Genomic DNA, 26,676 nt, shown 5'->3' with positions numbered 1-26,676 from the left:
CATAACCTTTGCTGATAGCAGCAGTTAATGCTGTAGACGTAGTAAATAGGGCAGGATGCCCAGTATCACAATATGCTGAAGACTATGCAAGGATGTATAGGAAACAGTCGTGATAGGTAACATGGATAGTTAACAATAAAACCGCATAACAATTAATTGCTATGCGGTTTTATCGTGTCTGGGTGTTGAGAAACTTTATTAAGCTGAAGGATGAATGGTTTTTTATCTGTCCACTTATACTTAATATATTTATCTGCTTCTACAGAAGTCATTCGCCAATAGAAAGCCGCATAGATTCTATGCGGCTTTCGTTTTTTATTAAAATAAATTAGTATTTATTTTCGCGGCGCCAGTCATCGACTTCACGTTCAGCATCATCCTTACTGTGGCCATAGCGCTCTTGGACTTTGCCGACTAGCTTGTCACGGCTGCCTTCAACATGTAACAGATCATCATCAGTCAAATCAGCCCATTTCTGCTTTACTGACCCTTTTACTTGGTTCCATTCACCTTTTAGCGTATGTTCGTTCATTGTTAATTCCTTTTTTGTTGGTTATTTTATTACTTTTATAGATACTTACTTTGTTATTAACTTCTGTGGAACGGGCGGAGCAAGTTTTATTATTGTTTATTATTTTTATAATCTAATTTTAAACAAAGGCATCTAGTGGGCATCTCTACTGTCTTATTGTTATTTGTGCCTTTTTATTATTTTTACTAAGTGTTGATTGCCTTGTGGTTAAATATAGGCTTATTTATAAATCGTGTCTGTACATCCAATGTTTATAGTGTTGCTTAATTATGGTGAGCGTGCAGTGTATGTTATCTAGAGGGGCGCTATAGTCATAAATCGTAAATTATGTCTATTGTGCGTTATTATGATTGAAGAATTAACTCAACGTTTTGACAGATTTTATCATTGAAAATGATCAATATAAAAAGAGCAACTGTTTGCATATGAAGCAGCGGCTCTTTTTTTATTGGTCATAATTAAGAATGAAAGGGTTCCGTTATTTTGCTAGAGTCGCTAAATAACGCTGATAACGTTTGGTCAGTCTCTTTATTCGAATACGATCCTTAACGAGCGAGAGTATCGGTGAAGCATTGGGTTTAGGTAGCTTGCCTTTGCCCATACGTTGCAGTTGGCGCTTGATTACTGCCATAGTAGCAACAGCGCTCAAGGTTTTATCACGCCATTGCACGACTGGATTATGAGCGCTAGTAGTTTCATCTTTTTTCCAATCATTGGGCAAGGAGGGGTTCATGGCGAGAGCGGTTCCCATACCAACGATATCAATCCCTTGCGCAAGTACATTTTCTGCAACGGCTAAACGTCTGACGCCACCTGTGGTCATCACTGGCATGGTAGCCACCTGAGCAATTTCTTTTGCAAAGTCTAAAAAATAGGCTTCTCGTTGTAGTGTTCTGCCATCTGCTGTACTACCTTGCATAGCAGGGCTTTCGTAACTACCACCAGACAGTTCGACCAAATCTACTGCCAACTCATTCATGGCTAAAATAACCACTTTTGCATCGTCTGCATCAAATCCACCACGCTGAAAATCTGCTGAATTTATTTTGACCCCAACCGCAAAACTGGGTGACACTGCAGCACGAACGGCTTTAATGACTGTAATCAATAATCGCATACGGTTTTCAATTGAGCCGCCATATTCATCTTGGCGCTTATTGGTCAGTGGTGATAAAAATTGAGAAATGAGATAACCATGGGCGGCATGAATTTGGACGCCATTAAAACCTGCTTGTTCAGCTCTGATTGCTGTGTCTACGAAGCTTTGAATGAGCTGTTCAATATCTTGTAGCGTCATGGCACGTGGTTGGCTAAATAAACCAGAGTGTTTACCCAAGTCGATGGCCACATCAGAAGGCGACAACACATCCCCGCCCATGGCAGCATACACTTGACGACCAGGGTGGTTGAGCTGCATCCAAACGTGCGTATTGTTTTGTTTGGCAGCCTGTGACCATGCTGTAAAAGGAGCGATATTGCTGTATTTATCTAATACGATGCCACCAGGGCCTGTCATCGCGCGACCATCTACCATGACGTTACCAGTGATCAGAAGGCCTGTGCCACCTTCAGCCCAGCGCTGATATAAGTGCAAAAGTGCATGGCCAGGAATTTGGCCTTCATCCGCCATGTTTTCTTCCATAGCAGCTTTAGCCAAGCGGTTAGAAAGGGTGGCGCCACAAGGCAATGTGAAAGGGGAAAAAACAGATGATGTCATGATGGCAACCTAAAAATTTCATTTTGTGAAGCACGAGTTCTACTATGGGTTTCACTATAGACTTATGGTTTAAATGACTATAACCTTATAGTTGAAATAATAGCTATCGGCGTGTGGCCGTCATCATCACATTTTTTCGGCGCAATAGCACTCAAGGTAAATTACTGGTGTGTCGATTTAATTATTTATCGAGTAAGCAAATAAAAAAGGATGCTTTTTCATTGACTGTACTAGCGCAACATCTGGTTGTACCAACAGAATCTAAACGCGAGATGGCGAAAGCCAAAACGCGCCGTGCATTATTGAAAAGTGCATTGAGGCTGTACAGTTTAGAGGGTGCTCAGGGCATGAGTATGAATAAAGTGGCCAAAGGTACCGGTATTGCGCAGCCAAGCTTTTATAACCATTTTGACAGCCTAGACGCGCTGCAAAATGAACTGAGTGCTCAGCTAAAAGACAACTATCTGTCACCCATGCGCATGGCGTGGGTCGATATGCTCAAAGATTATGATGTATTAAGTAAAGCGCAGTTTAATGAGCGCTGTCAGCAATGTTTGGTGATGATTTTTGATTCGGCCTTTCAAAACATTGCACTGTTTCAGCATTTGTTAGAGGATCGCCCACGGTTTACTGCCAATATAGAAAACCAATCTTCGTTAAACAACGGATTGGGCAATTTAGTCACCGAGATACAAGCAGAGTGGACAGAGATATTTATTCAAGGATTGCAGTTATCCAATCGTTCTTGTGAACGCAGTGTTGTCAATCTTTGTGTTGATATTGCTGCTGCACAAGTACATGAGCTCATATTAGGCTGTCATCAGCAGCGCTACTCAAGGCAGCAAGCGATTGATACGTTAAGCAGCAGCTTTGATGCACTGTTCGCCAAATTTTTGCACGGAAGCAATAGTAGTGAATAACGATAATAAGCGACAACTATTATCGTAAAAACTAGGATTAATCAAACATAATAGGGAGAGTTATTATGGCCACAACCATGGCTACACCAACGTTAGGCGAAGCGCAAACGCATTTTAGAACTTGTACATTGTGCGAGGCGATGTGCGGTGTTGAGATAAAGCACGACGGCGAAAAAGTATTATCGATCAAAGGCGATAAAAACGACCCTTTTTCTCAAGGTTATATTTGTCCAAAAGCAACGGCTTTGCAGGATTTGCACGAAGACCCTGACCGTCTGCGTCAGCCGGTAGAGAGAACGGCCGATGGCTGGAAAACTATCAGTTGGCCAGAAGCATTGGATAAAGTTGCCGCAGGTATTCAGTCCATACAGCAAAAGTATGGAAAAAATGCGTTAGGTGTTTATTTGGGCAATCCTAACGTACACAACATGGGCGGTATGTTGACCATAAAACAACTGCTTACTAGCTTAAAGACGCGTAGTCGATTTTCTGCCACTTCAATTGACCAACTGCCGCACCATATCGTCAGTATGCACTTATTTGGCCATATGCTACGCATTCCAGTTCCTGATGTGAATCACACTCAGTATATGCTCATTATCGGTGGCAATCCGCTTGCCTCTAACGGCAGTATCATGACTGCCCCGAACATGCGCCAAAAACTAAAAGACATCAAAGCCCGTGACGGCAAAGTGGTGGTGATTGATCCAAGACGTACAGAAACTGCTGACATCGCTAGTGAGCACCATTTTATTCGCCCCGCGACAGACGTGTTGCTATTACTGGCGATGCTGAATGAAATCTATGCGCAAGGCTATGCTAAGTTAGATAGCAAGGTCGCTGCATTGGCACCTGAGATTGACCGACTTGCTCTGTTTGCCAAAGAGTACACGGCTGAATCTGTAGCAGACATTACGGGTATTACCGCTGCTGAAATAAAACGTATTGTGAAAGAATTCTGCGAAGCTGAAAGCTCAGTCTGTTATGGCCGTATGGGTATCTCAGTGCAAGAGTTTGGCCTACTGAGCCAGTATTTATCGATGGTGATAAACATCGTCACAGGACGCTTAGATGAAGTGGGCGGGCTGATGTTCCCTAATCCTGCGGTGGCTGTTGTGAATAGCTCAGGCCCAGGCTATTTGGGTAAACGTCACAGCCGCGTAAGTAACCTGCCTGATTTTAATGGTGAGTATCCCGTAGTCGCCATGGCAGATGAGATGTTGGTCGAGGGCGAGGGGCAATTAAAAGGATTCGTCACTGTTGCAGGTAACCCTGTGCTCAGTACACCAAACGGTGAAAAGCTAGACGAAGCGCTGTCAAAATTAGAGTTTATGGTGTCACTCGATTACTTTGTGACCGAGACCAGTCGCCATGCCAATATTATCTTGCCACCTGTATCGCCACTAGAGCGCGACCATTATGATGTTACGTTTAATGGTTTTGCAGTGCACAATGTCGCCAAATACTCGCCAGCTTTGTTTGAGAGATCAGAAGAGACGAGACATGATTGGGAGATTTATTTAGAGCTGGCAGCACGCTTGGACAAAGATGCGCCAGAAGCAACACAAAAAGAGCGTGCAGCGATAAAAGCATTTGGGCCAAAATTTGTTTTAGAGCAGGGTCTAAAGTATGGGCCTTATAAAGAAGTCACACTAGATGTGCTCATGGAAAACCCGCATGGTATCGATTTAGGGCCATTGCACAGTATGTTGCCAGACGCTATCAAGCATGCAGACAAGCAGATTCATCTTCATGTCGATTTTTATCAAGCAGATTTGGCACGGGTTAGAGAGATGGTACAGCAGTATAACGATGATGAGATTTTACTCATTGGCCGTCGTCATGTGCGTAGCAACAACTCATGGTTGCACAACAGCCATCGATTGGTAAAAGGAAAATCTCGTTGTACATTGATGCTGCATCCTGACACAGCGGCGCAGCATGGTATCGCTGATGGTCAATCTGTAAAAGTCACCTCACGAATCAGCAGTGTGATCATTGCAGCAGAAGTGACCGACGAGCTGATGCCAGGCGTGGTGAGTATTCCGCATGGCTTTGGTCACGGCCGTAAAGGGGTTAAGCAAAAAATCGCCCAAGCAAACGCAGGGGTTAGCGTTAACGATTTGACTGATGACACATTGATTGATCGGTTAAGTGGCAACGCGGCAGTTAACGGTGTGCCGGTACAACTGGAAGCATTGGATGTAGATAGTTTATCTACTGCTACAGAAACTGTAGCGGAAGGCGCAGTAGTATAAAGTTAATTATAAACTTATAGAAATGCAAAAAAGGCGTTCACGTAAAGTGAGCGCCTTTTTTTTGTTTGCAATCTGAATATATCGCTGACCCGATTAAACGCTCATGCCGATAAAATCAAAGTCGACATGAGGGGTTTCACCTTGTATCAATAAGCTAATGGCTTTTGCAGAACCACAAGAGTGTGTCCATCCCAATGTGCCATGCCCAGTATTGAGCCATAAGTTGTCAAAAGTAGCTGAAACATTATGACTACCATGTTTGACCTGACCGCAGTGCGCACGACCAATCAAAGGCACGTTCGATGGGGTCATCGGGCGCAGTCCTGTCCAATATTGTACCGAGTTTGCGATAATACCTTTCGGAAATAACTGCTGTACACGCCGAGTAATGGCTTCACAGCGAGTGGTATTCAAGTCTAAGTTGTAGCCATTAAACTCTGCGGTGCCAGCCACTCGTAACTTGTCACCCAATCGTGAGGTGACCAGTTTGAACTCATCATCAATTAGACTAACAAAAGGCGCTAAATGCGGCGCACGTGGATTCACCGTATAAGTAGCTGAATAACCTTTTGCTGGAAATATTGGCGCGTGTATGCCCAAAGGTTTTAGTAATGACACGCTATAGCTACCAAGCGCCAATACATAGGTATCAGCCGTAAAGGTTTGGGCATTTTCACCTGTCGGGCGAATGGTAACACTGTGCATGTGCGGGCGTGAAGAGTCTGTATCGGTATTGAGTGCTAAAATCTCAGTATCATATAAAAACTGTACGCCAGCATCGATGCAGCGCTGCGCCAAACGCTGGGTAAACAGGTGCGCATTACCAGACTCATCACGACTGGTATAGGTTGCCCCAGTGAGCTTGTGCGCAATTGGGTAGAGCGCTGGCTCTAAATTGACAGCATTATTAATATCAATCACGTAGCGCTCACAACCGAGGGCCTGCATACGTTCGGTTGGCTCGATGGCAGCATCAAACTCTGCCTGATTGGTATAAAAATGCATGATACCGCGTGTTTGCTGCTCGTAATTAATACCGATATCTGTACGCAGCTGCTGCAAAGCGTCTCTAGAATATAATCCTAAGCGTACCATCTGCACTAGATTGGCATCGGCTTTGTCAGCGCGGCATTCTTGCAGAAACTGCATCGCCCATTTGAGCTGAGCTTTGTCAGCCCGCAAGCGATACAGAAGCGGGGCATCTTCTTTAAACAACCACTTGAGCGCTTTCATTGGAGTCGCAGGATTGGCCCAAGGTGTGGCATGCGACACCGATATTTGACCACCATTTGCAAATGAGGTTTGCAAGCCTGCTGCGGGTTCACGCTCAATCACAGTCACATCATAGCCTGCTTGACGAAGATACCATGCGGTGGTCACACCGACCACGCCTGCTCCAAGTACTGCAACATGTGTCATAGGGTTCTCTACTGTGATTGTCTAATGGCCTGACAGCAATGGGTCAAACTTCTAACACCATGTATAGGGCAAGTTTTTATTTGGCGCGGGCCACATCAGCTTGCAGGGCGGCTGGCAAGTCTAACGGTGTTAGTGCGCTATCAACAAGATACTCTGGACGAGCAATCACCAATGCTTCAAAACCTTCGGCATTGGCAATCGCATTGACCACTTGGATTTTATCAATCTTGTCACCCGCAGCTGGTACCTCACCAGTGCCTTTTACATAGTGCAAAAATGCTTTGGGTGCTGATTTAAAATAAATACGAGCGATGACTTCTTGGCCCAGATAGCAGCCTTTGTCGTAATCCATGCCGCCGCGCTGATGCAGACGCAGCTCTTGCGGTTGGAATTCACCTTGAGTGGTAGCTACGATCCAATAGTTACCAGTGGCAATACTGCATTGCATCCAAGCTTGTGTATCCTCAGTCGTATTATGATCGTCTTTATGGCTAAAAGTCGGTACATTATCAAGGACACAAGGATAAATTGGCGTCGGTGCGCTGGTCTCAAATTTAGAAAACGCCCCATACTTTTTAAGATGTGCTTGCAATGACTCAGCGCAGTCGCTACTTATAACTACATCATACTGCTTTTCGGCTTGTTTCTTAATCCAAATACCAAATTCAATACGGCCTTTTAAGTTACCGATGGCGGCTGCCTGATAGCTAAGCCCAAGTTTGGTAACATCACAGGTCAATTGTCCTTGAAAGAATTTTTCGGCATCCTCGCCTTGAATGGTTAATTGTGAAAACTGCGGTATGGTTAATGAATTTGAAGACTGAGTCATTGTTATTATCCTTCTGATGAGAGCTTATTTATTAATAATATGTAGGTTAAATCGAAGTGATAAAAAATTATACGGGCACTTTTATCATTGACAGTATATGTGCACATTAAACTAAATGAAGCTAAGAAGAGTACCACAAAAAACACGGTCATAAAAAAGCTCGTGGTTAAGTGGTGAGTTAACAGTTAAATTGGGCTCAGTACCCAGTTTTCAACCGTACAAATTGGTTAAAATTGTCGAGTTACGGTACAATGTTGGCTCTAGTAAAAACCTAATCTGTCATGGCTGCCGAGGAAATAATGAGCTTACCAAATTGCCCTAAATGTGATGCTGAATATACGTATGAAGATGGTGCGTTACTGGTATGTCCAATGTGTGCTCATGAGTGGACAGCGGCTGAGACCGATGCTGCGCAAGCTGAAGAGCAAGATGCAGTTATTCGTGATGCTGTCGGCAACGAGCTACAAGACGGTGATGCGGTGACTGTGATCAAAGACCTAAAAGTCAAAGGCTCTTCAATCGTGATTAAAGTCGGGACGAAAGCGAAAAGCATTCGCCTGTTGCCAGATGCTACTGACGGTCATGATATCGACTGCAAACTTGACGGCTACGGGCCAATGAAGCTCAAATCTTCTGTTGTCAAAAAAGCATAGCGCTCCAAACGTGCTTGAAAAATTGGATAATAAACAAATATAAAATAGAAGTTTAGTCAAAAAATACAGAAGTTATAAAACATAGAACCTATGAGTAGAGAATAACTATGAGTACTAAAAACGAACAGCTCTTTGCACAAGCCAGCAAACATATCCCGGGTGGCGTCAACTCGCCAGTCCGCGCCTTTGCTGGAGTCGGCGGTACGCCTATCTTTATGCATCGTGCCAATGGTAGCAAAATTTATGACACCGAAGACAATGCTTATATTGATTATGTTGGCTCGTGGGGCCCAATGATTTTGGGTCATGCGCATCCAAAAGTCATTGATGCGGTTAAAAAAGCCGCTGATGATGGTTTAAGCTTTGGTACGCCTACACCGTTCGAGACGACAGTTGCTGATAAGATTTGCGAAATCGTGCCTAGCGTGGAGATGATTCGTATGACCAGCTCAGGTACAGAAGCGACCATGAGCGCGATTCGCTTGGCGCGTGGTTATACCCAGCGTGACAAAATCGTTAAATTTGAAGGCTGCTATCATGGGCATTCAGATAGCCTATTGGTAAAAGCAGGTTCAGGCATGCTTGATATTGGTGAGCCAACCTCGAAAGGCGTGCCTGCCGATTTTGCCAAGCATACGATTACGATTCCTTATAATGATCCGCAAGCGATTAAAGACTGTTTTGAGAAATGGGGCGAAGAAGTCGCTTGCGTTATCTTAGAGCCAATCGCTGGCAACATGAACATGGTCATTCCAACACAAGAATTTCATGATACGTTGCGTGCAGAGTGTACTGCTAATGGGGCAGTATTAATCTTTGATGAAGTCATGACTGGCTTTCGCGTTGGTCTTGGCGGAGCGCAAGCACATTTCGGTATCGATCCTGACTTGACTTGCTTTGGTAAAATCATCGGTGCAGGTCTGCCAGTAGGCGCTTTCGGTGGTAAAAAAGAAGTCATGTCTTGTATCGCCCCACTTGGCGGTGTCTACCAAGCGGGTACGTTATCAGGCAACCCGTTAGCGATGCGTGCTGGTATTGCGATGTTTGAAGACTTAACGGTAGACGGCTTTTATGACGAATTAGCAGCGAAAGTTGATCGTCTAGTAGACGGTTTTCAAGCAGCGGCTGACAAGCACGGTATCAACCTGCGTACCAATAAATTGGGCGGCATGTTTGGTATGTTCTTCGTCAGAGACAATGCGACCACTGTGCCTCAGAACTTTGATGACGTGACAGAGTGTGATATGACTGTATTTAATACATTCTTCCACGGTATGCTAGATCGCGGTATTTATTTGGCACCGTCGGCTTATGAAGCAGGTTTTATGTCTATCAAGCATAGCGATGAAGATATTGATGCGTCGATCAAAGCGGCTGATGAGATATTTGCTGAAATGGCCAGTGCTTAATTTATTCTGACTCAACGTCATAAGTAGCATTGATCAAGGCAATCAAAGCCATAAAAAAACCAGTACCTTAAGACTTAAGAGGTGCTGGTTTTTTTATGGCTAATTCTTTATTACTACTTATTTTCTACAGTCATCTATTTACTTTTGATGTTCTTAATATCGGCATCTAATTGTACACGTCGTTGCTGTGTATAAGTGGTCAAACAACCGTTGAGCGCCATTGGGTAAGCACTACCGCCACGAACTGAACTGGCAGAAAACTGGCAAGCTTTGTCTCTAAAATCAATCCATGCCAATTGCACCGTTTTTAATTGCTTTTTCTCAGAGCTATTAAGTAAACGCTGAAAATCACGGTAAGACTGGTTCAGTTTTTTGTCTTCTACGGCCAGCTCAGCTGCAATACACTTGTTAATATCAGTCTGAGTATAGGCATTGTCGCAGGTGTTTTCTGCAGACGCTTGAGCACTGACAAATAGTCCTGTTGACAGTAAAGCAAGACAGCCGACTTTTTTAATATGACTCATGATAAACATATAATCTCGTTACTTGTGTGAAATGGCATTTAGCATAGCATGGCTATATTCCGCATATATCTTGAGTTTATGAGGGGTTTGGTAAATGTGTATTTTCGATTATATCTATATTTTTTAAGCTAGTCGAGCCAAGTTTTTGTTCTAAATACTGGTCATAAAAAGTGATGCATATGGCCCGAAAAATACTACTAATAACAGAGCCCATAAAGTGACTCAGCCGCTTAAAAAATCGTTATTAGAGTGTGCTATGCTGAGAAAAACATACTCAGCAAGGACGCTAACTCATGACTACCAGCACTAACGATATGCCTAGCAGTAATACGCCACCGTTATGGCAAGCCTCGTATGAGAAACACGGACTAAGAAATAATCTAGATGTGTTAGAGGGCAAGCACAACCTGCTAGATTTATTGCAACCCAAGATAGATCAGCATCGTGATTCTGTGGCTTTTAGTATGGGGCCAGCCACACTTACTTTTGCACAATTGGATATTGCCAGTCGCCGCTTTGCTGCTTTTTTACAAGCAAAAGGAATCAACAAGGGCGATCGTGTCGCTGTACAACTACCCAATATATTGCAGTATGCAGTCGTGCTGCTTGGTTGCTTGCGCTCGGGCACCGTACTGGTGAATGTCAATCCGATGTACACCCATTATGAATTGGCACACCAACTGACGGATGCACAAGTTAGCGTGCTGGTTGTCCTTGATGGGATGACAGCCGCTTTCGATCAATTAGACGATGCAGTGAAATCGCAGCTGTCACTGGTCATATATTGTTCTGTCAATCCGAATGCGGCACCTGCTGATAACGATATTGCTTTACTTACCCAACTTGAAGACTCAGCTGATACTACTCGTCAATTCAATCAAACCAACCAAACCACAGCTGATAATGCTGCAAACGACACCTCAGAGCAGAGTGTAAGCTTTGCGCATATTATAAATACATACCACGCTGAGCAATATCAGCCTGTGATTATCGAGCGTGAGGATTTGGCATTATTACAATATACAGGCGGCACGACTGGTAAGCCAAAAGGTGCCATGCTGACACATTATAATGTCATGGCTAATATCTGTCAGTGTTATGCGATGTTTGGCAAGGCGATTGAAGCGGGTCGTAGTGAGCAGATTAAGATACTGAATCCTTTGCCGCTTTATCATATTTTCTCATTTACCGTTTGCGGTTTGCTCGGTATATATGGTGGCTGGGAGGATATCTTGGTTACCAATCCACGTGATATCGATGGCTTAGTCAATACCATCGAGCAGCATCGTCCGCATGTTATTCCTTCTGTGAATACCTTGTTTATTGGTATGCTCAACCATCCAAAATTTGCTGGCCTTGATTTTAGTCGATTGGCCTTATCTATCGGTGGAGGCACTGCCATCATCAAGGCGGTATCCGATCAGTGGCAACAAGTGACGGGCATGATGATTCATGAAGGTTATGGAATGTCTGAGACGGCACCAGTTATCTCGTTCAATCCACCAAGGATTACGAATTTTAATGGTAGCGTTGGTCTGCCATTAGCCTCGATGAATATTAAAATCATTGATGAAAATGGGTCCTCATGTGCAATTGGAACACCTGGGGAAGTCGGCATCAAAGGACCACAAGTGATGCAAGGCTATTGGCAGAAAGACAATACAGATACCTTTACTACAGACGGTTATTTTAAATCTGGCGATATTGGCGTCATGGATCACGATGGTTTTTTGACACTCGTTGATCGTAAAAAAGACATGATATTGGTCTCAGGATTTAACGTTTATCCTAATGAAGTAGAGGCCGCATTAACTGAGCATCCAAAAGTGCTAGAAGTGGCCGTCATTGGTGTCGAAGACAAACACAGCGGTGAAGTACCCAAAGCCTTTGTGGTTAAAAAAGATCCAAGTTTAACGGCTGATGAACTGGCGGCTTTTGCTATTGAGCGTCTGACTGGCTATAAGCGTCCGCAGTCTTATGTGTTTATCGATGAGTTACCGAAGACAGCAGTCGGTAAAATATTACGTAAATCTTTGCGATAAATGAATACGTCATTTCACTAATGAATGTGGAATGACACGAATAAAATCCTCAAAACGAATAAAAAACGGGGCTGCTATTTTAAGCAGCCCCGTTTTTTAATGCGTGTGTTATATGATGATTGAGTCTTATCGCGCTTTATCAAACTTGCGATCTCTCAAGCTTAAGTTACCGCGCACCACATCGCCATACATTCTGAAGTCGCTGGCAAAGCTTTTTAATGGAAATTTAAAAGAAGCCGGTTTGTTTTTTTCAAAGAAAAAATGACCCACCCACGCGCAAGCATATCCAGCCGCGATGCCTTTTAGTAAAGGTTTGGCTGAGCCAGTTTTGACAGACTTTGCGAGTCCCAATAATCCAAAACTACTACCTGCAAAATGCAGGCGTCGGCAAGCCATGTTTTGATGCTCATCCAAATAGAAATCATAAAATTTCTGAGCAGCTGGCGTATTGGTTTTGACGATTTCTTTCTTAGAATTGCTGTTGATATGCGTATCAGCAGTTTGAGCCATGCTCTGTGTAGCAGTATTATTCATTTTTTAGCTTCCTTGCTAGTGGTGTATGCCATATAAAATTAAGGCAGGATGAGTAAAGATGTTTTTATTTAGATGCTAATTATAGGCGATAGCCTATCTAAAAACAGATACCAAGTCACTGTTATTTATTATAATATTGGTGGCTTTCAATGTAGCAAACCCATATTATTAACACAAGCAATAGATGCTGAGTGTGCCTCGTTTACTGTATATATGGTGTCATGACGCGTGCGCTGTGGTTTTGTGTCGCTTGCGAGTGTTTGGCATAAATGCTTTAATGGCAAAAATAGCGTCTATTTGTATAGATAGCCCTATTTTATGCATCTGTAATTTTTGCACAGATTAGCCGCCTGATTTTAATAAGTATTCTTCTTCCTTTATCTAACATGGTAACGACTTCTCTTATGCCTATTGACTACCTTACGAATCCACCGCTTGCTGATGACGAAATGATGGCAGCCATTGATATTGGCTCCAACAGCTTTCACCTAGCCATTGCGCGTCTCGATCATGGTGAGGTGCGAAAAGTAGTGTCTATGTCTGAAAAGGTTCAGCTCGCCGCCGGATTAGATGAAAACAAAATCTTAAGTGCAGCAGCTGAAAAGCGTGGCCTTGAGTGCCTGAGTCGTTTTGTGGCGCGCTTGGACTCGGTGCCACCTGAGCGTATTCGTATCGTCGCGACCAATGCGTTGCGACAAGCCAAAAACGCAAACGACTTTATTGCTCATGCCAATAAGATTTTGCCCAAGCCTATTGAGATTATTGCAGGGCGCGAAGAAGCTCGATTGATCTATCTGGGTGTCTCGCACACCAATGCCAGTAGCGATAAACGCTTGGTGATGGATATCGGTGGTGGTTCGACAGAGTTTATTATTGGTCAAGAGTTCGATCCACTATTGACTGAGAGTCTACAGATGGGCTGCGTAGCTTTTACGCAAAAATACTTTTCTGACGGATTGATTACTAAAGAAGCTTTTAATAATGCTATCTCAGGCGCACGCAAAGAAGTGCTCGCAATCAATGGCCGTTATCAAAAGACTGGCTGGAGTAGTGTGGTTGGCTCTAGTGGTACGATCAAAGCGGTGCGTAATGTCCTTGTTTCGAAAGGCTGGGCCGATGAGCAAGAACGCATCACTTATAAAGGTGTCAAAAAACTAGAGAAGCTGCTGCTCAAGATTGGCAACGTTGATGATATTGACTTAGAAGGTGTAAAAGAGCACCGTAAAGCAGTATTCCCAGCGGGTGTTGCCGTATTGCGTGCGGTGATGAAGGTACTGAGCATTGAAACCATTGCTTATTCAGATGGTGCGCTACGCGAAGGGGTTATGTATGACATGCTCGGGCGTTTTGCTAGTGAAGATGTGCGTGACCGCAGTGTCTTGGCACTGATTAAGCGTTATTCAGGTGATAAGAAACAAGCCAAGCAAGTGGTCAAGACCAGCCGTCATTTATTTGAGCAGGTTATGGATAAGCTTGCGCTTAGTAGCGATGATGGTGACTTGCTCAGACGGGCAGCCTTCTTGCATGAGATAGGGCTCGCGATCAGTCATAGCAGCTATCATAAGCACAGTGCATATCTGCTCGAATATTCAGATATTCCAGGATTTTCGCAAGTCGATCAAAAACGTATGGCGCAGTTGATGCTCAATCATCGCCGTAAGCTCAAGGCTGATATGCTTGAGCAGACGTGCACTATCGGTGGTGAACAGCTCGTTTATCTCTGTTTGCTATTACGTCTGGCAGTGTTGGCACATCATAGTCGCAGCGATTATGAGTTACCCGAATTAGAGTTAAAAGTCATGGATGATAACTGTTGGCAAATCACCGTTATTGATAGCAGTGAACACTATGCTTTCTTATTGTCTGATCTCCTGACGGAAGCGGATCAATTTGCCAAGTGGGGCGTGAAGCTGAGCGTGGTTGAAGCTTAGCGCTTATAGAAATTACGGTTGTAATTATTAAGCTAAAGATTCGCGTAACAAAAGCTGCTCTGTCGGTAATGTTATGCGATTTAAGATGTGCTACTATAGCTTCTATTGAGTTTACAACTGTACTTCCATTATTTACAAACCCATTATCTACAAACCGATAACGACGCTATTGTTAAATATAATTATTAAAGGGAAAGGTCTATGAGCACTGTCTGGGATAGTGTGCAGCTTGCACGACACGCCAAGCGTCCATTATTTATGGACTATGTTAATCAACTGTTTACCGAATTTGATGAGTTACATGGCGACCGTGCTTATGCCGACGACAAAGCCATACTTGGTGGCTTGGCTCGTTTTGACGATATGCCAGTGATGGTAATCGGTCAGCATCGTGGTCGCAGTACTCGCGAGCGTATTGCTCATAACTTTGGTATGGCCAATCCTGAAGGTTATCGCAAAGTTATTCGTTTGGTCAAAATGGCTGAGCGCTTTAATATTCCTGTGATGACCTTTGTCGATACCCAAGGCGCATACCCTGGTATCGGTGCTGAAGAACGTGGACAAGCACAAGCCATTGCAGAAAGTATTGCGGTGTTCTCTAGCCTAAAAGTACCTATCATTGTCACCATTATCGGTGAAGGTGGTTCAGGTGGTGCATTAGCCATCGGTGTGGGTGATAAAGTAAACATGCTGCAAAACAGTATTTACTCAGTTATCTCTCCTGAAGGTTGTGCGTCCATCTTATGGAAAACCGCTGAAAAAGCACAAGATGCTAGTGAAGCATTGAAATTAAACGCCATTAACCTATATCAAATGGGCTTAATTGATGCTGTTATTGAAGAGGGCGAAGGTGCTCACGTGCAACCGCAACCAGTCATGACCGCACTGAAAGCACTCATTGCTGAACAGTTAGATGAACTTAAAGACTTAGATGCGCATGATCGTTGCGAGCTACGTTATGAAAAGCTAAAAACGTTTAACTCTGAAGTGATGTTGCCTGCTTAGTAATCTAATACTGTACCAACCTAATATTAAACATCACGAATACGTGGCTTTTAATATTAGATGTTGAGCTTAGTGCTAAAATAAAAACGTGTCATTTAATGGCGCGTTTTTTTGTGGCTGTTACTATATAAAGCACCTAACGAAACTAAAAATAAGGCTGACTATGACCAGCAGTGCGATCCTTTCTTATTCTATTGAGCCAATCGCTGAATTACCCGCTGATGATAAGCTAGCCGAAGCTTTATTGAGCAGTTTGGCCGAGTATGGTGAACAGCTGCATGGTCGACGACTTTGGCTGGCATGTAGTGGTGGGCGTGACTCACTGGCATTAGCCGCTTTATGTGTGCAGCTCTATCGACAAGGCCGATTGCCATTTTTGCCGCAGCTCTTACATGTAAATCACGGCTTACAAGCAGACAGTATTGCTTGGGCATCACATGTCGCTGATTGGGCAGCAGTGCAAAAAATACCGTGTCAGATTTTGCATGCGCAAGTGAACGGTCATGATGAACAGGCAGCACGGAAAGCTCGCTATGACGTCATGCGCGCACATATCAATCAAGGTGATGTTTTGCTATTGGGCCATCATGCTGACGACCAAGCTGAAACCGTATTGATGCGATTGATTCAAGGCGCTGGCGTGAATGGTCTATCAGGCATGCAATCGTGGCGCGTACAGAGGCAAGGCGGGCAGCACAATATACTATGGCGGCCTTGGCTAACCATTCGGCGTGCCCGTATTAGTGCCTATGCTCAGCGTTTACAACTGCCCTATATTAATGATCCAACCAATGACACAGGCGATAACGTGCGTAGTGGGTTACGCCGTGACATCATGCCGGTATTGGCGTCATACAATCCCAACGTCATTGATAATATTGCTCGTAGCGCACAGCTATTGAGTGACGCACAGGCAAGTGTCAGTGCACAAGCAGCTGCAGATTTGCAGCAGATAGCGGTTGCTTCATTACAGTTACCATCTGCTCAGCAAGTCCTAAATATTGATGAGCTGCACAAACTGCCGCTGTATCGCCAACGTCAATTATTACATTATTGGCTAGGTCAAGATGAGCCATTACCACCAGCTAAGCAGCTCGTAGATGATGTGCTACTTCTAAGTCAACGTGATGACCACGACCATCAAACGGAACTTTTTTGGCAAGGTCGTAAGCAGTCCTATACTATCCGTCGTTATCGGCAGCAGCTTTATCGTCTAAGCAATAAGTGGCTGACTTGGCTACAATTGTCGCTTATCGAACAGGCGGAAATGCTACCTCAACCTTTTTCACCTGAGTTTAATGCAGCTGACGAACAGCCTATCTTGACTACCTTACGTAGTGACGATAATTTCATTTGGCAGGTGCAGGTTTTGGCAAATGTAGTGGCGAGATTATTAGACCATGACCAACACGAAGCATTGCTAAAATCATCAAAAGCAGCAATGTTAAAGATAGCACCGTTGGGTCGCAAGCAGCGTGTACAAACAGCACTAGCCTCACGCCCACAGTCTGGCAAAAAGCTTTACCAAACTTTGGGTATCCCCTCATGGTTACGCGATAGCTTAATAGTGATCAGTGTGGATGTTATAGATGAGAAAATGACCGAAAATGAAAGTCCGATAGCGTTGCCTATTTTATTGCTGTCACCTTTTGATCGTTGGATATTAAGCGTTGATAATCTGAAAACTGATACTCCCAGTCATCAGCTCACTGACCTTATCAAAAGCAATCTAAGTCCCGAAAAAGATGCAAAAAATAGGACAGATTGATTGTAATTTATTAGATACTTCTAAGTTTAGTGGCACTGTGGTTGCCATGAATTTATCAAACGATGCTAGTAGCAGTATGGTAAACTAAATGTCATTTTGTATATGCATATGTTAGTTTGAATAACTTTGAATTTTTGTGTAGGAGACAAGTATGTCAGTATTAGATAATAAAAAAATCAGCTTTATCGGCGGCGGGAATATGGCTCAGGCTTTGATTAGCGGGCTAGTGAGCTCTGGCGTCAATCCTGAGCTTATTACCGTATCAGCACCTAGCAAAGAGACACGTGATCAGTATGACAAGCAGCAAATGAACACGGTTGATGCCAGTGAAAACCCTAAAGCTGCTGTGATTGGCGCTGACATCGTCGTACTGGCTGTTAAGCCGCAGGTAATGAGACAGGTTGTTGGCGAGTTTGCTGACGCTCTAGACAATCAGTTGGTGATTTCAGTGGCAGCAGGTCTGTCGACGGATCTGTTGTCTGACATGTTGGGTGGCTATAGCAACATCGTACGCGCAATGCCAAATACACCTTCGATGATTCAAATGGGTGCTACTGGTCTATATGGTACGGATGCTATTTCAGCGGAACAAAAGCAGCTAGCAACCGCAGTCGTAGAAGCCTCAGGCTTGGTCATATGGGTTGATGATGAAGCGCATATGCATGCTGTTACGGCCGTATCAGGCTCAGCACCTGCTTATATGTTTTACTTCATCGAATCGATGGTTGATGGAGCCGTTGCTTTAGGTTTGGACAAAGAAAAAGCCTCAGCGCTAGCGATGCAAACCATGTTAGGCGCTGCGAAAATGGCGATGAACAGTGATGACACGCCTGCTGAATTGCGTCGTAAAGTCACCTCGCCAAAAGGTACTACTCAAGCCGCAGTAGAGTCTATGCAAGCCAATGAAATCGGTCGTCAAATCAGCGAAGCGATGAAAGCTTGCTCTGATCGCAGCCAAGCGCTTAGTGAAGAGATGAGCAAATAGTTAGACAAAACCCAAAAATATGATTGCTGGTGTCCAGATTATTGCGATCTACAAATTGCCGTATTGACACTCGTATCACTGGCTCATTTTATTTTTGGTAATATAGTCGGTTCCCCATATAATTTGGATACAAGGAAGGCGAGTGAAAGTACTACAAGTCGTAGACTAAGCGAGTCTGACACCGTATCCAATTTATAGAGGGTTGACTGTACTAAGCATCTGATAATGACATTCGTCATCCTCTAACCTGTTAATAACGTCACATTGAGTAGCACTTCATGAACAACATGTTATTTCAAATCTTTGATTTGGTCACCACCTTTGCGATGATGTTGGTGTTTATTCGTTTTATGCTGCAGTTTGCAGGTATAGATGCGAGCAATCCAATGATAGCCCCTGCTTATAAAGCGACCCATATTGTCGATGTTTTTGGACGTATTTTTCCAACGGTTGGTCAAGGTCGTATCAGTATTGCAGCGATTGTACTGATGTTTTTGATTCGTCTGATTGATATCTCTGGAAAGGCAGCACTGACCCATAAAGGCATTGCACCTGTACCGTTATTTTTCACTGGTACTGTCAGCTTGATTTTAGATTTTTTGCGTATGTGTCGCTACTTGGTTATTGGTTCAATTATTGTCAGCTGGATTGTCGTGTTTACGCAATCTCAGCATCCGATTATTGGCATCATTATGAATCTTGCGGAACCAATCTTGGAGCCATTCCGCCGTATAACGCCAAACATGGGTATGCTTGATTTATCACCGATGATAGCCTTTGTTGCTTTTATTCTGCTAGAGATGTTTATTGGTGGTTTGGCAGCGAGCTTCCTACCGATGTTAGGCTAAGCCAAGTTTCTTAAGCTAAAAAGTTATATTGCCAGAAATTAAAAAGTGACATTATTAGAAATACCACACAAAAAAGGCGCTCTATAAGACATAGAGCGCCTTTTTTTGTCACTGATAAAAGTCATCGGTATATAAAGGTGTCAGCAAGTTAAAATCAAATAAAACGATTGGGTATCAGTTGGGCGCGAGCATTATCAGGGTGCGGTGCATCAGCAGCACGCAGTGTTTGGGTAATCCAACTATCCGCTGCCTTGACTGCATCAGCAAGTAAATCTCCCATTGCTAAACGCCCAGCGATAAAGCTAGCCAGTGAGCAGCCTGAGCCATGAAATTCGCCTTCTAGACGCGGCAAAATGCTTTGATGTACCATTTCACCTTTTATATATAGATACTGCTCAATATCACCGCTATCAAAATCATGTGACGTTTTTACCAATACGGCATGAGTACCTTGAGCACATAGCTTCTGCGCGCCGATGTGTAAGTCCTGCTCACCGCTTAATGCACGAAGCTCGTGCGTATTCGGTGTGATTAGAGTGGCGTAGGGGAGAAGCGCTTTAAATGCCGTTACTAATGTCTTCTCATCGCCTAGGCTGCCACCGCTGTTGGCGACTAATACTGGATCTAATACAAAAGGTGTCTCAGCAGCGATAACTTGCTCAGCAAACAACTGGGTCAACATCGCGATATTATCAGTCGTACCAAGCATACCTGATTTGATAACGCTAACAGGCAGGTCGTCGAGCACCGCTGTGGCTTGGTCTTTTACCAAGTTCGCGGCACAAGCCTCAAAGCCAAATACCTGTTGCGAGTTTTGTACGGTGATGGCAGTACAGGCAATGGCAGCATGAGCACCTGCTTGGCCAACGGCTTCAATATCGGCTTGCAATCCAGCACCACCGGAGGGATCCAATCCTGAAAAGCAAAGAACCACTGGTCGCATAACACTTCCTTTGATATATTTTAAAATGAATAATAAATACTATAGCCATCCACTGCTGAAAAAGCCATAGTAGGTGAGAGATTGTATCGTTGAGTTCAAATAATTTCGATACAAGGAAACCGAGTGCAAGTTATACATTAGTGTGCTTAGCGAGGATGACGATGTAGCGGATTGATATGGATTGGACTATATATTGAAAATTAATGCATCGATCAAATGTACCGATAAATAGTAATTGAGCGCATATTGATTGTCTCAGACCTCGTTTTTGCTAGTTTTTAGAGATACTTTAGTCGTTAAAAAAGGCATAAGACGATATAAACAAATAAATATCATAAAAATTGCATTAAATAGCTAGACAAGGCTTGCAATTCTTTTTGGTTTTGCTATAATCATCGCCCACGGGATAAGACGTATTATCAGCAATAATACTATTTTTTAGAACTTAAAAAGTCTTACGTCGTTTGGTGAAGTGGGTGAGTGGCTGAAACCAGTTCCCTGCTAAGGAACCATACGTTTGCGCGTATCGAGGGTTCGAATCCCTCCTTCACCTCCATTTATAGTGTTGTTTTTAGAGTAGCATCGCAAAAATTAGTTGTTAGTCTTTATAAGTTAAAAATTAATTATATTTTAATAAATAAAGATGTTGACACAAGTGATATTATCTATATAATAACCAACCTAATTTACTGTAATTGTTATTAACAACGCAGTGGATGATGTGCAAAATACGCGCCTGTAGCTCAGTTGGATAGAGCACTTGGCTACGAACTAAGGGGTCGGGAGTTCGAATCTCTCCAGGCGCACCATTTGCATACTAGCTTATTTCAAGCTAACCAATTAAATAAATCGCCTGTCTTATGACAATTTGGCGGTTTTTTTATGTCTGTTACTTTTGTCTTAATACTTCCTGCCGTGAGCAAATGTATGAGCAGATAGCATCTGAGGATAATGTACGATACAACCGTGAATTACGGTACAATGGAGCCATTATTCACTGCTTGCTATGAGCTTGTACCATGTCAAAAAGTTTATCTAAACGCACATCCAAAGCAACCACCAAGTCAAAGCCTCAACGTAATGCTCCTATGCAGCAAATACCTGATGAAGAGCCAACGATCGCTAAGCCCACTACACGTGTGGTAGCGGTACTCTATGATGGCATGTTGATTTTGGCATTGCTATTCTTAGTGGGGACGATGCTGACTGTGATTGGCACATTGCTGACCATGAATACAGGTACAGACTCTTCTCAAGCACAGTCGTTGCCCACTTGGTATCAGAACGTCATTATGACGCCGTCTTTTGTACTGACGCTAGTGGCGTTCTATGGGTTGTTTTGGCGTCGTGGTGGGCAGACATTAGGTATGCAAACTTGGCGATTAAAAACCGTGAATAACGCAGGTCATTTACTGACATGGGGACAGTCATTTAAGCGTATTTTGGCGGCATGTTTGATGCCATTACTGTTTGGTATTATCGGTAGCTTAATCGGTGGGTCACGTGCGATATTATTGACCAGCGCCTTATTAGGTTGGGTTTTTAATTACGCCTTTTGTTTGTTTAATCGTCGCGGCTTAGCAGTGCAAGATATGTTATCCAATACCATAACCCTAAAAATGCCAAAAGTAGCACACGAAGGGTTATGGCGTGGTTTTAGAAACCGCAAGCAGTCGCAAAATAAACCGTAATATTTATAGCTACGTGCTACGTGCTACGTGCTACGTACTGGTATGTGCGAGCAATCACACCAACATTTTATAAGTTGACGGTTTGAATAAGCCATCCGGTATAGCCCACAAAAAATAGCATTAACATGGCACCAGAGGTTCGTCCAAATGGTCGATTGGTGACAAAAGCAAATCCACAAAGCACCACCAGTAATACCGTAATCAGACCCATGGCCATCACGTCACGTGAAAAAATCACTGGGTTTACGGTGATAGGGGCAATGACGGTTGCCAAGCCAACCACGGCAAGGGTATTAAAAATATTAGAACCAATAATATTGCCCAGTGCCATGTCATGTTCACCTTTACGAGCGGCAGACAAGCTCGATACCAGCTCAGGTAATGAGGTGCCGACTGCAACAATCGTCAATCCAATGATCAACTCACTCAGTCCCCAAAATGTTGCGACCTCAACTGCGCCCCAAACAATGGCTCTTGAACTGGCAACCAACATCAACATGCCTAAAAACAAACTGCCCAAGCCTCTTATTACGCTCGGCTCTTCATGGTTTGTGCTCGCATCATCTTCTGTTATGACATCTTCATCATGTTCATGATTGCCTTCTCGAATACTTAATACGATTTGAGTGGCCAATACTAAGACCAATAATACCAATAGTACGATACCATCCGCTTGGCTGAGTGAGCCGTCACGCAGCTGCCATGCTGCAACAGCCGTAATCATCAGTAAGATAGGCAAGTCACGCTTAACGATGGCCTTACGGATGATAATAGGGCTTATTATTACGGTTGCGCCCAGTACCAATGCAATATTAATAATATTAGAGCCATAAGCGTTACCAAGTGCCAACTCAGGGCTGCCTTCTAACGCTGCTAGTACCGATACCACCATCTCAGGTGCTGATGTACCAATACCCAGAATAAGCACACCAATCAAAAAGCTGGGTACTCGAAATTTTTGTGCCAATGCTGTTGCGCCATCGATAAAAACATCAGCGCTCCAAACCAAAATTGCTAGACCAATCAAAATTGCAATGACTGCCAACCACATTTAGATAACTCCTTCGTTAGGGATGAAAATAGATATTGGGTTTTGAATAAGCTTACATCATATAAAAATGGCATAAAAAAAAGCTGAATCACAATCTGGATTCAGCTTCGATATAAGTATAAGTATTTTAATGGGATTTTGACAACAACGGCAACTGTATGATTAGGTATTTACTCATACTTTATGTAACAAGCTTTTGAATGATTTTCTTAAGCCACTTGTACAGGAATGATGTTTGCTGTGTCTTTTACGGTGTTGTCTTCATTACAGTAGACCAGTTTTGGCTGATAAGTTTCTGCTTCAACCTCATCAAAATGAGCATAGGCACAAATAATCACGATATCGCCCAAATCAGCCATATGAGCCGCAGCGCCATTCAATGAGATAATGCCTGAACCTGCTTCAGCACGAATCGCATAAGTGCGAAACCGTTTGCCATTGGTAACGTTATAGATATCGATAGATTCATTTTCGCGCAGACCTGCAAGGTCTAATAAATCGCCATCAATACCGCAAGAACCTTCATAGTGAAGCTCTGCATGTGTGACGCGGGCACGGTGCAATTTGCATTTAAGCATATTAAGTAGCATGGATTGCTTCCTTAGCGTGATGAAAGTAATAAGTTAATGGGGGCAAATCTACCCAAAAAAAGGCAGTATTACCCAAACCCGTAGCTGAATGAGCAGTGTTGGGTAAGTTATTGATTAACTAGGCAGAATTGGGATCAAAATACATCTGCCAGAGTAGGCGGTATCATACCGTGTTATTCGGGTAGTTTGAAACCGTTTATCTGAGAACGCGCGCGTTCAATATCGCCATCTAGCAGTAATGGTAAAGCTTCAAAAGCTGCAGTTAAGGCGCTATCGATACCAATTTGCTCATCAGGAGAGGCTTTTGAGAGGACATGTCCACTAACTTTGGATTTATGACCAGGATGACCAATACCCACGCGTAGACGATGAAAATCGCTACCAATATGCGGCGTAATATCACGCAAGCCATTGTGACCACCGTGGCCACCACCTGTTTTTAATTTAATGCTGCCAGCAGGAATATCGAGCTCGTCATGAGCAATGAGCAATTGATCATTATCAATGCCATAAAAATTGACCATCGGCACAACCGACTCACCAGACTTATTCATAAAGGTGAGAGGCATCAATAAGCGCACATCATGCCCATGAATTTGCCCGCGTCCTGTGACACCATGGAATTTTTTATCAGGAGAGAGGGTAATATTGAACTGCTGGGCCAAATGATGGACGAACCAAAATCCTGCATTATGGCGCGTAAACATATACTGCTGACCAGGATTACCAAGACCGACAATAAGCTTTATGGCCATAAAAACACCTTGCTTGAATTTAACAAATGAGTGGTAACGTCCGAACGCATAAACGTTGAATAAATAATATCCGTATTATGCTCAAATCGTACTTACAAAAACAGCAGGAGATATTCATCACCTGCTGTTTCTTTGACTAAGCGCACCAGTAACTATATAACAAACAATAAGCCGCTATATAGAGTTTGGTTATTACTCGCCGTCTTTCTTGTCTTCAGACTGTTCAGTAGCAGGTACGTCAGCTGCGTCAACTTCTTCAGCATCTGCATCAACTTCTTCAACTGTCGGTGGCAGCATGTTAGCGATAGTACGATCATGGCCGTCTTCTAGCTCAAGCTCGTTGATAACAACGCCTTCAGGAAGTTTGATGTCTGATAAACGAAGCAAATCACCGATTTCCATACCAGATACGTCTATTTCTAGATACTCAGGTAGTAGTGATGGAATGCAAGAGATTTCGATATCAGATACTAGCGTTGATAAAACACCAGCTTTTGCTGTGCCTGGCGCTTCTTCTTTACCAGCAAAATGAACAGGAACGTTCATAGTGATTTTTTGACCTTTCACAACGCGCTGGAAATCAGCATGCATTGGGAAGCCTTTAGCTGGATGGCGTTGTAAATCTTTGATAACTGCTTGATGCTCTACGCCGTCAACATTGATGGTCAAGATGTGTGAGAAGAACGCTTCAAATTCAAGCGATTTTACCAACTCGTTGATTTTGATAGAGATAGAGGTAGGCTCTTCGTTGCCACCATAGATAATAGCAGGAACTAGATTCTGCTTACGTAGGCGGCGGCTCGCACCTTTACCTTGTTGTTCAGCAGAACGATCAACTGCGTTTAGCTCAAAATGGTTAATGCTCATGGATATAATCCTATAAAAAGAATGATGAAGTGTCTGGTCATAAAAAAGTGGATTTGCGACCAATCCACTAATACGTGATGATAGCTAAGTATTATTAGTGATAGTTACTACCAAAAATTCTACGCTTAGCCATTTGCTTGTCATAACGATTTTTATGATAGTTATTATCATGGTCGTCGTTACTCACAGCATGATCAGCACTTTCGATAATGCCAACCTGATTGAATAAAACAAACGGGCGGCACAGGCGCGCATTATACGGGATTTTGTAGTAATAATAAAGACCTACGAAAAAGAGCTGTGTAAAATTATTAAGCAAAAAATAGCGCCAAGTAATGAAACTTGACGCTATTTTTATGACGAGCACTACTGCTTAAATGTTAGCCATCAAACATTGCACTAATAGATTCTTCGTTATTAATACGGCGTAGGCTTTCAGCCAGCATCGGCGCGATGCTTACTTGACGAATTTTGCTACAAGCTTTTGCTGCATCAGACAGTGGAATCGTATCAGTCACAACTAGCTCATCTAACGCAGATTCACTGATGTTTTTCAATGCATTACCAGATAGAACAGGGTGAGTAATGTAAGCTAACACGCGACGCGCACCATTCGCTTTCAATGCTTCAGCGGCTTTGCATAGTGTACCTGCAGTATCAACCATATCATCAACGATCACACAATCACGGTCACGAACGTCGCCGATGATGTGCATCACTTGTGATTCGTTGGCACGAGCACGGCGCTTATCAATAATTGCCATGTCGGTATCACCCAACTGCTTGGCCATGGCGCGTGCACGCACAACACCACCGACATCAGGTGAGACAACCATGATATTGTCATAATCTTGTTTTTGTAGGTCGTTCAATAGCACAGGCGTGCCGTAGATGTTGTCTACAGGAATATCGAAGAAACCTTGAATTTGATCTGAGTGCAAATCAACCGTCATTACGCGGTCAATACTGACGATGTTTAGCATGTCAGCGACGACTTTAGCAGAGATAGGTACACGAGCTGAGCGTGGACGACGATCTTGACGCGCATAACCAAAATAAGGCATGACAGCCGTGATGCGACCAGCACTAGAGCGACGCAAGGCGTCAGCCATCATCATGATTTCCATCAAGTTGTCATTGGTCGGTGCACAAGTAGGCTGCATGATAAACACGTCTTTACCGCGCACGTGCTCTTTGATTTCCACGGCAATTTCGCCATCAGAAAAACGCGTGATGTCAGCTTTACCAAGAGGTATGTGAAGATGATCGGCTACGGTTTTTGCTAATTCTGGGTGGGCATTGCCCGTAAAAATCGCCAAATAAGGCATGACAGAAGTCCTATTGATTGACTCAAGCAGAGACCGCTAAGCAGTGTCAAACTGCTCAAATTCAGAAAAGAGTGGTG

General features: G+C 43.4%; 23 protein-coding genes and 2 tRNA genes. 13 read left to right on the top strand and 12 right to left on the bottom strand.

Going from position 1 to position 26,676, the window contains the following annotated elements; all coding sequences use genetic code 11:
• Positions 1–328: 328 nt before the first annotated feature.
• The gene (locus tag ACZW67_RS05900; protein WP_194363478.1) at positions 329–532 is read right to left on the bottom strand and encodes a CsbD family protein; all 204 of its coding nucleotides are present in this window, start codon (positions 530–532) and stop codon (positions 329–331) included.
• Between the two features lie 478 nt (positions 533–1,010).
• Positions 1,011–2,249 (bottom strand): NADH:flavin oxidoreductase/NADH oxidase family protein, encoded by a 1,239-nt coding sequence (locus ACZW67_RS05895; protein WP_465182512.1) that lies wholly within the window; start codon positions 2,247–2,249, stop codon positions 1,011–1,013.
• 221 nt (positions 2,250–2,470) lie between these two features.
• Here ACZW67_RS05895 and ACZW67_RS05890 point away from each other — a divergent pair, with 221 nt between their 5' ends.
• The gene (locus ACZW67_RS05890; RefSeq protein ID WP_465182511.1) at positions 2,471–3,169 is read left to right on the top strand and encodes a TetR/AcrR family transcriptional regulator; all 699 of its coding nucleotides are present in this window, start codon (positions 2,471–2,473) and stop codon (positions 3,167–3,169) included.
• 65 nt (positions 3,170–3,234) lie between these two features.
• On the top strand, positions 3,235–5,427 hold the full coding sequence (locus tag ACZW67_RS05885) for a molybdopterin oxidoreductase family protein (protein ID WP_465182510.1): 2,193 nt from the start codon (positions 3,235–3,237) through the stop codon (positions 5,425–5,427).
• 93 nt (positions 5,428–5,520) lie between these two features.
• Here the strand turns inward: ACZW67_RS05885 and ACZW67_RS05880 are convergent, their stop codons facing one another.
• Together ACZW67_RS05880 and ygfZ are read right to left on the bottom strand one after the other, a co-directional pair.
• On the bottom strand, positions 5,521–6,846 hold the full coding sequence (locus ACZW67_RS05880; RefSeq protein WP_465182509.1) for a D-amino acid dehydrogenase: 1,326 nt from the start codon (positions 6,844–6,846) through the stop codon (positions 5,521–5,523).
• Between the two features lie 76 nt (positions 6,847–6,922).
• Positions 6,923–7,675 (bottom strand): CAF17-like 4Fe-4S cluster assembly/insertion protein YgfZ, encoded by a 753-nt coding sequence (ygfZ, locus tag ACZW67_RS05875; RefSeq protein ID WP_465182508.1) that lies wholly within the window; start codon positions 7,673–7,675, stop codon positions 6,923–6,925.
• Between the two features lie 299 nt (positions 7,676–7,974).
• Between ygfZ and ACZW67_RS05870 the strand changes: the two genes are divergently transcribed.
• Complete coding sequence (locus ACZW67_RS05870; protein WP_110921964.1) at positions 7,975–8,328, top strand: zinc ribbon domain-containing protein YjdM; 354 nt, start codon at positions 7,975–7,977, stop codon at positions 8,326–8,328.
• A gap of 107 nt (positions 8,329–8,435) precedes the next feature.
• Positions 8,436–9,737: a glutamate-1-semialdehyde 2,1-aminomutase gene (gene hemL, locus ACZW67_RS05865; protein WP_201588803.1), complete on the top strand. Its 1,302-nt coding sequence runs from the start codon at positions 8,436–8,438 to the stop codon at positions 9,735–9,737.
• A 134-nt stretch (positions 9,738–9,871) separates the two neighbouring features.
• Here hemL and ACZW67_RS05860 read toward each other — a convergent pair whose 3' ends face one another.
• Entirely contained in the window at positions 9,872–10,270 is a 399-nt protein-coding gene (locus ACZW67_RS05860) for a lysozyme inhibitor LprI family protein (protein ID WP_197215634.1), read from the bottom strand.
• 284 nt (positions 10,271–10,554) lie between these two features.
• Here ACZW67_RS05860 and ACZW67_RS05855 point away from each other — a divergent pair, with 284 nt between their 5' ends.
• The gene (locus tag ACZW67_RS05855; protein WP_465182507.1) at positions 10,555–12,303 is read left to right on the top strand and encodes an AMP-binding protein; all 1,749 of its coding nucleotides are present in this window, start codon (positions 10,555–10,557) and stop codon (positions 12,301–12,303) included.
• 126 nt (positions 12,304–12,429) lie between these two features.
• On the opposite strand, the gene ACZW67_RS05850 is transcribed toward ACZW67_RS05855, so the two are convergent.
• On the bottom strand, positions 12,430–12,837 hold the full coding sequence (locus tag ACZW67_RS05850; protein ID WP_465182506.1) for an Mpo1-like protein: 408 nt from the start codon (positions 12,835–12,837) through the stop codon (positions 12,430–12,432).
• Between the two features lie 404 nt (positions 12,838–13,241).
• Here ACZW67_RS05850 and ppx point away from each other — a divergent pair, with 404 nt between their 5' ends.
• The 5 genes from ppx to ACZW67_RS05825 all read left to right on the top strand — a co-directional run bounded on the left by ppx (position 13,242) and on the right by ACZW67_RS05825 (position 19,374).
• Positions 13,242–14,768, top strand: coding sequence for an exopolyphosphatase (ppx, locus tag ACZW67_RS05845; RefSeq protein WP_465182505.1), 1,527 nt, complete (start codon positions 13,242–13,244; stop codon positions 14,766–14,768).
• Positions 14,769–14,969: 201 nt separating this feature from the next.
• Positions 14,970–15,773: an acetyl-CoA carboxylase carboxyltransferase subunit alpha gene (locus ACZW67_RS05840; RefSeq protein WP_465182504.1), complete on the top strand. Its 804-nt coding sequence runs from the start codon at positions 14,970–14,972 to the stop codon at positions 15,771–15,773.
• A gap of 163 nt (positions 15,774–15,936) precedes the next feature.
• The gene (gene tilS / locus ACZW67_RS05835; protein ID WP_465182503.1) at positions 15,937–17,541 is read left to right on the top strand and encodes a tRNA lysidine(34) synthetase TilS; all 1,605 of its coding nucleotides are present in this window, start codon (positions 15,937–15,939) and stop codon (positions 17,539–17,541) included.
• Between the two features lie 151 nt (positions 17,542–17,692).
• Positions 17,693–18,526, top strand: coding sequence for a pyrroline-5-carboxylate reductase (gene proC, locus ACZW67_RS05830; protein ID WP_110921956.1), 834 nt, complete (start codon positions 17,693–17,695; stop codon positions 18,524–18,526).
• 278 nt (positions 18,527–18,804) lie between these two features.
• Entirely contained in the window at positions 18,805–19,374 is a 570-nt protein-coding gene (locus ACZW67_RS05825) for a YggT family protein (protein ID WP_465182502.1), read from the top strand.
• Between the two features lie 154 nt (positions 19,375–19,528).
• Here the strand turns inward: ACZW67_RS05825 and ACZW67_RS05820 are convergent, their stop codons facing one another.
• A complete protein-coding gene (locus ACZW67_RS05820) occupies positions 19,529–20,317 on the bottom strand; it encodes a hydroxymethylpyrimidine/phosphomethylpyrimidine kinase (protein ID WP_465182501.1) in 789 nt (262 codons plus the stop codon).
• A gap of 466 nt (positions 20,318–20,783) precedes the next feature.
• Between ACZW67_RS05820 and ACZW67_RS05815 the strand changes: the two genes are divergently transcribed.
• From ACZW67_RS05815 to ACZW67_RS05805, 3 genes are all read left to right on the top strand, one after another.
• Positions 20,784–20,873: transfer RNA gene (locus ACZW67_RS05815), tRNA-Ser, on the top strand.
• Positions 20,874–21,049: 176 nt separating this feature from the next.
• Positions 21,050–21,126 (top strand) — tRNA-Arg (locus ACZW67_RS05810).
• A gap of 210 nt (positions 21,127–21,336) precedes the next feature.
• Complete coding sequence (locus ACZW67_RS05805) at positions 21,337–22,008, top strand: RDD family protein (RefSeq protein WP_465182500.1); 672 nt, start codon at positions 21,337–21,339, stop codon at positions 22,006–22,008.
• Positions 22,009–22,075: 67 nt separating this feature from the next.
• On the opposite strand, the gene ACZW67_RS05800 is transcribed toward ACZW67_RS05805, so the two are convergent.
• The 5 genes from ACZW67_RS05800 to ACZW67_RS05780 all read right to left on the bottom strand — a co-directional run bounded on the left by ACZW67_RS05800 (position 22,076) and on the right by ACZW67_RS05780 (position 26,599).
• Complete coding sequence (locus ACZW67_RS05800) at positions 22,076–23,059, bottom strand: calcium/sodium antiporter (protein WP_465182499.1); 984 nt, start codon at positions 23,057–23,059, stop codon at positions 22,076–22,078.
• Between the two features lie 209 nt (positions 23,060–23,268).
• Positions 23,269–23,649: an aspartate 1-decarboxylase gene (panD, locus tag ACZW67_RS05795; protein ID WP_025651868.1), complete on the bottom strand. Its 381-nt coding sequence runs from the start codon at positions 23,647–23,649 to the stop codon at positions 23,269–23,271.
• Between the two features lie 173 nt (positions 23,650–23,822).
• Positions 23,823–24,404 carry an aminoacyl-tRNA hydrolase gene (pth, locus tag ACZW67_RS05790; protein WP_194196097.1) on the bottom strand — a complete coding sequence of 194 codons (582 nt, stop codon included), beginning with the start codon at positions 24,402–24,404 and terminating at the stop codon, positions 23,823–23,825.
• A 192-nt stretch (positions 24,405–24,596) separates the two neighbouring features.
• On the bottom strand, positions 24,597–25,271 hold the full coding sequence (locus ACZW67_RS05785; RefSeq protein ID WP_465182498.1) for a 50S ribosomal protein L25/general stress protein Ctc: 675 nt from the start codon (positions 25,269–25,271) through the stop codon (positions 24,597–24,599).
• A 380-nt stretch (positions 25,272–25,651) separates the two neighbouring features.
• The gene (locus ACZW67_RS05780; protein ID WP_110921948.1) at positions 25,652–26,599 is read right to left on the bottom strand and encodes a ribose-phosphate pyrophosphokinase; all 948 of its coding nucleotides are present in this window, start codon (positions 26,597–26,599) and stop codon (positions 25,652–25,654) included.
• Positions 26,600–26,676: the final 77 nt, after the last annotated feature.

The sequence above is a fragment of the Psychrobacter sp. TPE 89C genome (assembly GCF_055522395.1).
This window is presented reverse-complemented; position numbering and strand designations above follow the sequence as displayed.